Genomic DNA, 12,258 nt, shown 5'->3' on the forward strand with positions numbered 1-12,258 from the left:
GGAGACTCCTTAAAGTGTAGGGGGAGCCGATAGGTATATTTACGGGGTTGTGAGAGGTTTGTTCACCATGCGGGTACTCTACTCAATTTAGGAAGCACCCATGAATCCACGAACAAGATCAAAATCAGAAAAGTCATCGGCGGGGCAGAATTTAGTCAAAGGTTTTGTTGGCATCGCTGGATTTCTTGGAATCTGTTATTTGGTCAGTATTCCAGTCATGTCCCAACTCAATCAAAACTCTACTCTCAAGGAAACTGCTTCTGAGGAGACTGGCACGACTAGGCGTTCTTCACCCAAAAAGACCAAGGCAAAACAGTCTACAACGACCGCCGATCCGACAACCATGTTCGGAGTCTATACAACCCAGCCGGATGCTACAACCCAACCAAATCAGTCTCCCGCCCCCTTGGGTAATACAACCTTGCCAGATGGGACGATAACGGCTCCCGGCACCACCAGCTTGCCGAGTAGCTATCCCACCACTCCCAGTACAAGCAATTCTGGCGGGTTAATCACGACTCCCGGCACCACCAGCTTGCCGAGTAGCTATCCCATCACTCCCAGTACAAGCAATTCTGGCGGGTTAATCACGACTCCTGGCACCACCAGCTTGCCGAACACAGGATTTTCAACTACACCCAATCCAACGATCAACTATAGCGGGTTTTAAACGTTCAACTGGGTGTGTGTCGTCTGATATAGCAATCCTATTTGAGTTGCGTTTCGGCTCTTCAGATCCCCGGCTTCTCTCTCGAAGTCGGGGATCTCGCCTTCACGAATCATTTACGACTGCGATACTTGAGGCAAAACTAAGACAAAACGCGATCGCGCTCTCAACCGAAAATACGATCGCCCTTAAACTTCCGGGCGAATTCTGCTACTGCCCAAACTGTTGTTTAGCTTGCTGATAAACTTCCACTGTTATTATTTTTTGCCCTGCTTCTTGTGCAAATTTTTCGATCTTTTTCCGAGCGGCGGGACGGACAAAAAAGGGAATTTCTTTCAACTTGGCTTCAGCTTCGGGTGTCCACTCTACGGCATTGGGTTGGTTCGCCACAGTTCTCTCCAAAAAATCCTTAAAACAGGAGTTTAACAGGGAAGCGATCACGCTTGCCAGCGTCTCATCAAGAAGGCGATCGCGCTGATGATGCGATCGCCTTTCCCAACCCTACCAACGAGCTACCACTTTTTGTAGGAGAGGAACTTGCCCGACATAATAATTTTTACGCGATCGCCTTTGGGATCTTCTTCTTTCTCTACATCCAACGTAAAGTCAATCGCGCTCATAATCCCGTCCCCAAACTTATCGTGAATGACGCTTTTTAGCGGCATTCCATACACTTGCATAATTTCATAAAAGCGATAAATCAGGGGGTCAGTAGGAACGACTGGCCCCAATCCTTTTAACGGGCATTCTGTTAGTTCTTTAGCATATATCGGGTCAACTCCTAAGGCGAAGATTAGCTTACTTGCCTCGTCTTCAGAAGCACTTGCTTGACGATAAATTACTGCCGCAATCCAGACTTCGTCGCGTCCAACAACCTTTTCTAAATCAGCAAAACTTAGCCCTTTTTCTTTTTTAGCAGCTAAAAGTATTTGAGTAATTTCAGGAATAGTCATTAACAAACCTCAACAAAAAAGTAGCAACGAAATGTAACGACTGTAATGAATATTTGCCCAGTTTGAGAAACAGTTAAACTATCTCCTTTAACCGACAATCGATTCAGTTACATTCGCTACCTATCCGCTACTACTTTTTAAGTTTCAGACGTTTTAGGCAGGCATTTCCTACCCTAATTCTGCCTTTTACCTTTCGCTTTTTTAGCGGTCTACAGAACCCATGATGATATCGATGCTACCCAAAATCACCACAATATCAGCGAGTTTTACACCCTTGAGAAGACTCGGGAGGATTTGCAGGTTGTTGAAATCGGCTGCACGAATCTTCCAACGCCAAGGGAAAACATTATCATCGCCAATAATATAGATTCCTAGCTCACCTTTCCCACTCTCGACACGGACGTAATGTTCGCCCTTGGGAATCTTAAAAGTGGGAGCGATTTTCTTACCAATGTACTGGTAGTCAAAGCCATTCCATTCGGATTTTGGCCCTTCTGCCATACGCTTGGCTTCCAAGTTCTCGTAAGGACCACCGGGAAGTGCTTTGATAGCTTGGTAAATAATCTTGACAGATTCGCGCATCTCCCGAATCCGCACCAAGTAACGGGCAAAACAATCACCGCCAGTTTCCGTATGCACTTGCCAGTCGAAGTCGTCGTAACATTCGTAGTGGTCAACTTTCCGCAAGTCCCACTTGACGCCAGAACCCCGCAACATAGGGCCAGAAAGTCCCCAGTTGATCGCTTCTTCGCGGCTGATGGTGCCCACGCCTTCCACGCGACGGCGGAAGATGGGGTTGTCTGTAATCAAGCGCTCGTATTCGTCAACTTTTGGCAGGAAGTAGTCGCAAAAGTCTAAGCACTTGTCAACCCACCCGTAAGGCAAATCAACAGCAACTCCCCCAATACGGAAGTAGTTGTTATTCACCATCCGATAACCAGTGGCGGCTTCCCACAGGTCATAAATCATCTCCCGTTCGCGGAAGATATAAAAGAAGGGAGTCTGAGCGCCCGTATCAGCCAAAAATGGTCCCAACCACAGCAGGTGATTGGCGATACGGTTCAATTCCAGCATGATGACGCGGATGTAGCTGGCGCGTTTGGGAACTGAGATACCGGCTAGTTTTTCCGGCGCATTAACGGTGACAGCCTCGTTAAACATTCCCGCTGCATAGTCCCACCGGCTGACGTAGGGGACGTACATGATGTTGGTGCGGTTTTCGGCAATTTTTTCCATACCGCGATGCAGGTAGCCGATCACGGGTTCGCAATCCACGACATCTTCCCCATCCAGGGTAACGATGAGTCGCAGCACTCCGTGCATGGAGGGATGGTGCGGACCCATGTTCAGCACCATCGGTTCTGTTCTAGTTTCTATCTTTGCCATAGTTCAGCCATCTCTCCTTGAAGCCGATTTGGGCAGCCGCACCTGAAATTTCGTAAACACGCCAAAATCACTCCGACTGGCACTGTCTGTTTACTACTGAGTGTTGATTTTTGTTTCGCTTCCTTAATTATATGGAGCTTTGTCCGCAGGATACGTCGGAAATCTAGCTGCATTTAACCAAGGAGAATTTTGGCACAACGTAGGGAATCCGGTGTTGCTGAAATCGTCATGATTTAGGCAACGCCGTCAAAGGTTACTGGTGAGCGTTCAGCGCCAAGTTAGATGGAGATGGCTTTGCACTTGGAAAAGCGTGTTGTGTCGCAAAAAGCTGTGCAACCATTTCTGTACGAGACGAAACCTCAAGCTTACGGAACATTCGCTTCAAAGCCTGCTTGACAGAATTCTCGGTAATCCAAAGTTCAGTTCCGATTTCTGTGTTGGTTCGACCCAGCGCTACCAAGTTGGCAATTTCCAACTCACGAGACGTTAAGCGATGGGTCTTTAAGGGTTGGTGCTGAGGTTCCAAAATCGGGTCTTTAACTGTGCTTGGCGCGAATCGCACGCTGGCGATCCAAACTGATAGGTGTAAACAAATGGCACTCAAATCAGCGATATCTTGGGCATCAAAGGCAGGCATTGATTTGTCACGGGTGCAACCCACTGAGCCGATTAATTGACCCCGATCGATAATTGGTCCTGCCATCACGTGCCAATGATCGGGACGAGGACAAATGATTGCCCAGGCTTTTGGGGATGTCACTAATCCTTCATGGACAGGCGTATGGCGCTCTGCTAGGTAACGCGCCACAGGATTATGTTCAATGGATAAGACAACATTCAGCACTTTTTGAAACTTGCGGTCGCCTAAAAGCTGGTCGAAGAAAAAAATTCCCGAACGCTTAGCAGCAAAGTACTCACCAATTTTTGGCACGAGTTGCGATCGCAGGTCTTGTTCCTCTTTTACCTGACTAATGGCTTCAAATAAAAGCTGCAAGGAAATCATCTTGGATTGGGTGTTATGCCTTAAAGAGTACTCGGTCGAGGACTAGGCGCAGTGGTTTGCCATCCCTAGTATAAGGATAGATTTCATTGCAAGCGCGATTAGAAGGATTGATGTATGACGGACTCACAAAAGCAGATTATTGGTTTGGTCATCTATCCCGGCATGACCGCACTGGATATTGTGGGACCCCAGCAAGTTTTTAGTGCGCTTCCCAATGTCCAGATTCATCGAATCTGGAAAACGTTAGACCCGATCGAAACCGATGACGGCATGGTGATTTTGCCGGATACCACCTTTGACCATTGCCCGCCCTTGGACGTCCTCTGTGTCGGCGGCGGCTTAAAACAGATGGCAATCATAGACGATCCAGAGATCCTTGGATTTCTGCGTCGGCAAGGAAGCACCGCAAAGTTTATTACCTCTGTGTGTGGCGGCTCTATGTTTTTGGCGAAGGCAGGACTGCTGCAAGGCTATCGAGCGGCGACTCACTGGATGATGCGGGAACACCTAGCCGCGTTGGGGGTTGAAGTCGGGACAGAGCGAGTCGTGATTGACCGTAATCGCATGACGGGGGGAGGGGTGACAGCAGGCATTGATTTTGGTCTTGTGGTTGCTAAAGCGCTTTGTGGTGAGGAAGCCGCCAAGATCGCTCAACTCTTGATGGAGTACGATCCAGCCCCGCCCTTCGATGCCGGTTCACCCGAAAAAGCGGGGCCTGATTTAGCGAACAAGGCGACGTCATACGCGATGGGGACATTGGGTTTACAAGTAGAATAGACAGCTTGACATAACTAGCCAATTCGGAAATTGACAGCGGTACAGGCTGGTTTTTCTGCGACTTCGATCGTCTTCAACAAGAGCTTGATGACTCAGGTATTCAATTGAGAAGGCGATCGCTATCAATGCAGACCAGCTCCTTTCAGGGTGCGAGTTAATTGGCGCTTTTCTCAAACAAGGGCAAATCCAGGCGGCAAACGTTTACCAAAAGCGTGCCCAAAATCACTACCAGCTACTATTGAAAGCAAGGCAAGAGCGCTCGACAATTAGCAACGGCGATAAATTTCCACTCTGAATAAACTGGTCTCGGAAATCCAGCTTCCAGCTCAAGCTTATGTCCTGCTCCTGTAACGATAAGCATGGGTATAACCAGAAAATCGGAAAAATTATAGGCAAAATAGAGGGTGCGCCTATTTATCGTCGCTAAGTTTTTTTGATGGATGAAATTGACAAGAGTTTGACCAATCAGACGGAAGCACCGGCATTTTTTCATCTGTCGGTACTGAGTCGGGAGTTAATTGCCGGGTTGGAAATCCGTCCGGGGGGACACTACCTGGATGCGACGGTGGGGGGTGGCGGACACAGTCGGTTAATTCTGGAAGCGGCACCGGATGTTCGGGTGACGGCGATTGACCAGGATGAACAAGCGATCGCTGCGGCTAAAACCCAATTGCACGATTTTAGGGAACGCATCCAATTTTGGCATGGCAATTTCACCAAATATCAACCGAATGGTGTAATATTTGACGGAATTATTGCGGATTTAGGCGTGAGTTCTGCTCAGTTCGATGTTCCAGAGCGAGGCTTTAGTTTTCGCCACCAAGCTGACTTAGATATGCGAATGAATCAGCAGCAATCGCTGACCGCCGCAGAAGTCATTAATCACTGGAAAGAAGCGGAACTGGCGGATATTTTCTTTAAATACGGGGAAGAGCGGCTGTCGCGGCGAATTGCTAGAGCAATTGTGGAAAAACGTCCGTTTCAGACAACAACCGAGTTAGCAGAGGCGATCGCGTATAGCGTTCCCCGTCAGTACCGCTACGGCAGAATTCACCCTGCCACACGGGTATTTCAAGCGCTGCGAATTGTCGTCAACGATGAGTTAAAGTCTCTAGAAACCTTCCTGAATCAAGCACCCAACTGGCTCAAACCAGGCGGTAGGATTGGCATCATCAGTTTTCACAGTTTAGAAGATCGCTTGGTAAAGCATGGTTTTAGAGAATCGTCGATATTGCAGGTGTTAACCAAAAAACCGATTACACCGCAAGACGATGAACTGGAAAATAATCCTCGCTCTCGCTCCGCTAAACTGCGAATAGCAGAACGAAAATGATAGCAAACGACTCGCCGCCTTAGCCGAAAGCTATAGCAGTGAGTCGTTCCTAAATAAATCATCGTAGATTGTTAAAGTTCAACAGATTAATTAACTTAAATTGACTGGTAAGTGCTGTATCCTAATCAAGAATTTTGAGGCAAGTGCGATGTCTTGGCTGCGTCCTGATGGTCGGCAATTTTACCAACTACGTCCGGTTCGGTTTGAACGAATGTTCACCCGATTTGCAGCGGGTTCGGTTCTAACGAGCTGCGGCGACACTCATGTTCTCTGTAGTGCGACGATTCAAAAAGGTGTCCCCAAGTTTTTAGAAGGCACCGGCAAAGGGTGGCTAACGGCTGAATATCGGATGCTACCGGGTGCGACACCCCAACGCCAAGCACGGGAATTTATGAAGCTGTCTGGACGTACTCAAGAGATTCAGCGATTGATTGGGCGCAGCTTGCGGGCGTCGCTAGATTTAGAGGCACTCGGAGAACGCACGATAACGATAGATGCCGATGTTTTACAAGCGGATGCCGGAACCCGCACAACATCGATTTTCGGCGGGTTTGTAGCGCTTGCAGACGCAATAGAAAAGCTGATAGAGCAGGGAGAGTTGACGCGATCGCCAATTCGCCATCAAATTGCCGCAGTTTCGGTAGGACTGTTGCAGGGAGAGCCAGTTTTAGATTTGAACTACGTTGAGGATGTGGCGGCTGAGGTAGATTTCAACGTGGTGATGGACGACCAACTGAACATCATTGAAGTTCAAGGAACGGCTGAGGAAGGCACCTTTAATCGGACTCAGCTCAATCAAATATTGGATTTAGCCGAACAGGGGATTCAAGAATTGCTAGATGCACAGCGCAAAGCATTGAGTTCCTCGACCCATTAAATAAAGGAATATCCCTAAAAATTAAGAATCGTTTCAGATCGACGAGAGTGCGATCGCTCTTATACCAGCCTGGATTATATAGATGAAGGGCATTCCAGGCACTTTTGCAGTTCACCAGAACCCTAACCGCTCATGAGATCGGGGTTGGTGGATGTTTGAGACAATCTGAGACAATTAGCCTTTGAAATCAACTGTTTCAGCTCATTCCAGATAGATAGATAGTCATCAGCACGAAGGGAGAACTCTATGAAATTGGCTTACTGGATGTATGCAGGTCCCGCGCACATTGGTACTCTGCGGGTCTCCAGTTCCTTTAAGAACGTCCACGCCATTATGCACGCGCCAATTGGCGATGACTACTTTAACGTCATGCGCTCGATGCTAGAGCGCGATCGCAACTTCACCCCAGTTACCATCAGTTCCGTTGACCGGAACGTTTTGGCGCGTGGTTCCCAAGAAAAGGTGGTGGACAATATCACCCGCAAAGACGTTGAGGAACATCCAGACCTAATTGTTTTAACTCCTACCTGTACCAGCAGCATTCTCCAAGAAGACCTGGAAAACTTCGTAGAACGAGCTTCCATAGAAACCAAGTCAGACGTAATGCTGGCGGACGTGAACCACTACCGCGTCAATGAACTGCAAGCAGCCGACATTACCCTGCGGCAAATTGTCCAGCTTTACATCGAGAAAGCCCGGAAAAAAGGCGATTTACCCGAAGGGAAAACTGAAAAGCCCTCGGTTAACATTCTCGGAATTTCCAGCCTCGGATTTCACAATCACCACGACTGCACCGAGTTGAAGCGGTTGATGGCTGACTTGGGGATTCAAGTCAACGAAGTAATTCCCGAAGGCGCATCAGTTCACAACCTCAAGAATTTGCCAAAGGCTTGGTTTAACCTGGTTCCTTACCGCGAAATCGGGCCAATGGCAGCTCAGTATCTGGAGAAAGAATTTGGGATGCCTTTTGTAGACATTACGCCGATGGGTGTGGTGGAAACTGCACGTTGCATCCGCAAAATTCAGGAAATCATTAATGCTCAAGGCGCAGATGTTAACTACGAAGACTACATCAACGAGCAAACTTTGCACGTTTCTCAAGCCGCTTGGTTCTCCCGTTCAATTGACTGCCAAAACTTGACAGGGAAGAAAGCTGTGGTGTTTGGTGACAGCACCCACGCCGCCGCCATCACGAAAATTTTGTCAAGAGAAATGGGGATTCACGTTGTTTGGGCGGGAACATACTGCAAGTACGATGCTGAGTGGTTCAAAGAGCAGGTAGGCGAATACTGCGATGAAGTGATCGTCACCGAAGACCACGGTCAAATTGGGGATGCGATCGCTCGTGTGGAACCTTCTGCCATCTTCGGTACCCAAATGGAACGTCACGTCGGTAAGCGTCTAAATATTCCCTGCGGCGTGATTGCAGCACCGATTCACGTTCAGAATTTCCCCATCGGTTACAAGCCATTCTGCGGTTACGAAGGTACGAACCAAATTACAGATTTGATCTACAATTCCTTCACTTTGGGAATGGAAGATCACCTGTTAGAAATCTTCGGCGGACACGACACCAAAGAAGTAATTACTAAGGGAATTTCTGCTGATTCTGACCTCGGTTGGAACAAAGAAGCGCAAGCAGAACTCAACAAAGTTCCCGGTTTTGTGCGCGGTAAAGTGAAGCGCAACACTGAGAAATTTGCACGCGATCGCGGTTTCAACGTCATCACTTTAGAAGTGATGTATGCAGCTAAAGAAGCAGTCGGTGCATAATTCAGCAGTTAGTCGTTAACCATTTAGCAGTCAGCCCTAAAAGCTGGCTGCTAGTCTCAAAAATCAGGAGCGATCGCCCCCGATTTACAATCAATAATCAACAGCTTATCCGCAACTGCTCTCGATGAATTAAGCGAAACTTTATTAGACTTTTCGGATGAAATCGAGCTAGCGACTTGCCTAGCACAGCATCAAGCTAAACGTTTTGGATTTTGAGAGCGATCGCCCCTTTACTGAAAAGTATTCTGGAAGCAATGAATTTTTTTAAGATACTTACCAGAATTTCTTATTCTTTGTCTGTTGCTGTCACAGGAATAGTTTCTGGTACGGTAACAATAATAGTTTTATGCCTGGTCACTTTTGAAGTAATTTCTTGTAGAAATGGGTCAACATTTCCCACCTATTTGTTGCCTAGCAGAAGATGTTATTCTAGTTATTGGGAAGTATTGCAAGGTTTTGCTACAAGTAGAGCAGGATTAATAATATTAGCTATTCTAATAATTCCACGCCTAATTACTTTTTGTGTACGGACATGGAACCTTCTTAATGAAAAAAACATGAAGAGCGCAAAAGGAAGGCGCTTGCGAGTGATAGTCTTAAATAAAATTGCACAGGATGTTGCTGTATATTGGTTAAAAGTTAGTTTTAAAATATCTTTATGGATCTTAATTGTAAACGGAGTATTCCTCTTATTTCCTTTAGCATTATGCGTAGGAAATGACTTATCAAAATGTACTATTTATCTACAATCCTTACCCTTTGGTTCAACAAGAGAAATTCTAATTAATATTTTAGTTTCTTTATTAATTATTTGTTTAGGTATTAAGGTGAGCAAGCACTTTGGGATAAGTTTATTAGAGGATTGAGTGATATAAATTTGTGAGTATTTACTTCCATATTGACACTAAACTAGAAATACAAGAAAATTAATCCAGTCACCTAGATTTTTTTGTTAATGCTGTATTAAATACATACTAAAGTTTGGGTGTAAAAGAAACTTTTTTGCCAGCCGTTTAGTTATTTGAAAATTTGGTTTTATTAGGTTGTATTAATATCTAAGTCATAGCCTAAAAAATAAGGGATTTCATGGCTATTATCAAATCAAATTAGTACATGACAATAGCGTTATACTTAAGTGAATAAAACAATGGAAATTTGTTTGAGCTAATAGTTGTCAGTTAATTTTAGGATGTAGTTATTTGCGAGTGTAGTTTTTGAGGAGAAGAGCGGTTGCATTATTTAATTAAAAGTGCGATCGCTTCCCCTTCATGTATAGATGTTTGCGTTTGCTTTGGTGGAGATGAGCGCGATCGCATGACATCGTTACTTTTATTAACTGCACTCCTAGGCTTTTGTATCAGTTTGCAATTAGAGTAAGGATAGACGCGATCGCTACTGCACTCTTACTCACTAACCTTGAAGTTAAGTTTATCGTAGAACCTCAGATGATGGAAATTGGAATTGGAATAAGTTAAAGCTAGCACTGCCTTTTTATTTTTATATTTATGAAAAAACTATTTCTTGAAAGTTTGGGTGGCTTTTTAAATAAGTTTTATATTAAATAACTAATTTTACTGATAAAAAATAATTTTAATCTACCAATAAAATTTGCAATTTAATTTTAATCCTATATTTTTATAAGTAAACTCAACATTAATTTAAAAGTTGATAATTGTATTACGGTAAAGTTATGAGTAGTTTAAAATCATAGTTGCACAGAATCATATTCTAATACTTATAATCGAAGATAGGGTTAAGTTAATTTCTGAGTATTAGTAAGCATAAATTGTTAATTAAAAGTTCATTGCCTTATTCTTGTGAAAAAAATGCTTAAGAATTCTCAAATTAAGTACTAAGCAATTATGATTAGTAGAGAGACTTAGCAATGACAGGATATTACGATAGTAATATTCAATTTTATAGTTTGCCGCTTCCTGTATTTACAAATATTATTCTGGTGGTAAGTAATAGCGCTGTTCCTAAGCTTGCATCTTTTGTGAGAGGATTTGCTTTTATACTAAATTCATAAATCTGTGAGTATGAAGGAAGCGATCGCTCGTGAATTTAGGAAAACTCCTGCAAGCGCATCAACCCTTAAGCTTAATTCTCACAGAACAAGTACGTGATGGAAGAGGAAATTTTTAACCAACAGATTGAGGCGGCACAACAGCGCCTGCACGAGCTGTGGCAGCGTACTAGGGAATCCCCATCCCTTCCGCATCCGCAGGAAACACTGACAATGGAGGCTTTGCAGGAACTCTCCACGGTTTTGGAAGAGTTGCAGGTGGCTACAGAGGAGTTGCAGCAACGCAACGAACAACTGGCGATCGCCTGCGAGACTGTAAAAGCAGAACGCCAGCGCTACCAAGAGCTATTTGAGTTTGCCCCAGACGGGTACATCGTGACGAATACCTCTGGAATCATTCAGGAGGCTAACCGCACAACCGCGGCTTTGCTGAACCGCTCCCAGAATTCTCTAATCGGCAAACCAATGGCGATTTTTGTGGCTAAGGAAGATCGCAAAACCTTTAGGGATATATTGACCGAATTGAATCACTTCCCGCAGTTGCACGACTGGGAAGTGCGCTTACAACCCTCAAAAGGTCAGCCGTTCCCAGCTGCACTGAACGTGGCTGCTATACGCGATCGCTCCGGCAACTTAATCGGTTTGCGCTGGCTAGTGCGTGACATCACCGAACGCCACAAACAGGCGGAACAAACCCGAAAAGCACTAGAACAAGAAAAAGAACTTAGCAATCTCAAATCTCGCTTCATCAGGGCTGCATCTCATGAATTCCGCACGCCACTGACAATTATCTCTATGTCTGCTGAATTACTGGAACGCTACAAACACAAATTATCTGACGTACAAAAAGACTCGCATTTCCAGAAAATAAGAGCTGCTAGCAAACAAATGGCTCGGTTGTTAAACGACATCCTTCTTCTGGATAAAACAGAGGCTGGCAAGTTAGAGCTTAATCCCATACCAGTAGATTTAGTAGAGTTTAGCCGCGAGTTGGTGGAAGAATTGCAACTTAGCATAGGCTCCCAACACGCGATTACTTTTATTCATCAAGGGCAGTGTGCTAACGCCTACCTGGATAAAAAGCTGCTGCGACAAATTATTGACCATTTGCTTTCAAATGCAATTAAATATTCTCCTAGAGGTGGCAAAGTTCATTTTGAACTTATCTGTCAGGATCGTGAGGCAATCTTCCAAATTCAGGACGAGGGAATAGGAATCCCAAAAGAGGACCAACGACGCTTGTTTGAGCGATTCCATCGAGGAACGAATGTCGGCACAATCTCTGGTACAGGGCTGGGATTGACAATCGTTAAAGAGTGTGTTGATTTACACGATGGTGCGATCGCTGTCGAAAGTGAAGTTGGCAGCGGCACGACTTTTACTGTTAAGTTGCCGCTCAATCACCTGAATCAAAACCGATAAGTAAAGATTATTTGATGTGCTTCATCATCGATTTTTTATCC

11 protein-coding genes and 1 pseudogene are annotated in these 12,258 nt (G+C 45.2%); 8 read left to right on the top strand and 4 right to left on the bottom strand.

The window, feature by feature from the left end:
• The first annotated feature begins 100 nt into the window (after window positions 1-100).
• On the top strand, window positions 101-670 hold the full coding sequence (locus NDA06_RS05175; protein ID WP_190532993.1) for a hypothetical protein: 570 nt from the start codon (window positions 101-103) through the stop codon (window positions 668-670).
• Window positions 671-877: 207 nt separating this feature from the next.
• On the opposite strand, the gene NDA06_RS05180 is transcribed toward NDA06_RS05175, so the two are convergent.
• From NDA06_RS05180 to NDA06_RS05195, 4 genes are all read right to left on the bottom strand, one after another.
• Entirely contained in the window at window positions 878-1,057 is a 180-nt protein-coding gene (locus NDA06_RS05180) for a PCP reductase family protein (protein ID WP_190413517.1), read from the bottom strand.
• Window positions 1,058-1,179: 122 nt separating this feature from the next.
• On the bottom strand, window positions 1,180-1,620 hold the full coding sequence (cynS, locus tag NDA06_RS05185) for a cyanase (RefSeq protein ID WP_190984563.1): 441 nt from the start codon (window positions 1,618-1,620) through the stop codon (window positions 1,180-1,182).
• Window positions 1,621-1,821: 201 nt separating this feature from the next.
• Entirely contained in the window at window positions 1,822-3,006 is a 1,185-nt protein-coding gene (locus NDA06_RS05190; RefSeq protein WP_190413521.1) for an NAD(P)H-quinone oxidoreductase subunit H, read from the bottom strand.
• 253 nt (window positions 3,007-3,259) lie between these two features.
• Window positions 3,260-4,009 (bottom strand): LuxR C-terminal-related transcriptional regulator, encoded by a 750-nt coding sequence (locus NDA06_RS05195; protein ID WP_190984564.1) that lies wholly within the window; start codon window positions 4,007-4,009, stop codon window positions 3,260-3,262.
• A 114-nt stretch (window positions 4,010-4,123) separates the two neighbouring features.
• Here NDA06_RS05195 and NDA06_RS05200 point away from each other — a divergent pair, with 114 nt between their 5' ends.
• From NDA06_RS05200 to NDA06_RS05230, 7 genes and pseudogenes are all read left to right on the top strand, one after another.
• Window positions 4,124-4,786: a DJ-1/PfpI family protein gene (locus NDA06_RS05200; protein WP_190984565.1), complete on the top strand. Its 663-nt coding sequence runs from the start codon at window positions 4,124-4,126 to the stop codon at window positions 4,784-4,786.
• A gap of 436 nt (window positions 4,787-5,222) precedes the next feature.
• Window positions 5,223-6,119, top strand: a complete 897-nt coding sequence (gene rsmH / locus NDA06_RS05205) for a 16S rRNA (cytosine(1402)-N(4))-methyltransferase RsmH (RefSeq protein WP_190984566.1) — start codon at window positions 5,223-5,225, stop codon at window positions 6,117-6,119.
• A 148-nt stretch (window positions 6,120-6,267) separates the two neighbouring features.
• Entirely contained in the window at window positions 6,268-6,996 is a 729-nt protein-coding gene (rph, locus tag NDA06_RS05210) for a ribonuclease PH (RefSeq protein ID WP_277878239.1), read from the top strand.
• A 246-nt stretch (window positions 6,997-7,242) separates the two neighbouring features.
• A complete protein-coding gene (bchB, locus tag NDA06_RS05215) occupies window positions 7,243-8,769 on the top strand; it encodes a ferredoxin:protochlorophyllide reductase (ATP-dependent) subunit B (RefSeq protein ID WP_190526583.1) in 1,527 nt (508 codons plus the stop codon).
• Between the two features lie 69 nt (window positions 8,770-8,838).
• Window positions 8,839-8,985 (top strand): annotated as a pseudogene (locus tag NDA06_RS05220) (DUF4351 domain-containing protein); the annotation flags it as partial.
• Between the two features lie 38 nt (window positions 8,986-9,023).
• Window positions 9,024-9,635, top strand: coding sequence for a hypothetical protein (locus NDA06_RS05225; RefSeq protein ID WP_348251688.1), 612 nt, complete (start codon window positions 9,024-9,026; stop codon window positions 9,633-9,635).
• A 1,259-nt stretch (window positions 9,636-10,894) separates the two neighbouring features.
• Window positions 10,895-12,217: an ATP-binding protein gene (locus NDA06_RS05230; protein ID WP_190984568.1), complete on the top strand. Its 1,323-nt coding sequence runs from the start codon at window positions 10,895-10,897 to the stop codon at window positions 12,215-12,217.
• Window positions 12,218-12,258: the final 41 nt, after the last annotated feature.

The sequence above is a fragment of the Trichocoleus sp. ST-U1 genome (assembly GCF_039961835.1).
Classification (GTDB): Bacteria; Cyanobacteriota; Cyanobacteriia; order Cyanobacteriales; family FACHB-T130; genus FACHB-T130.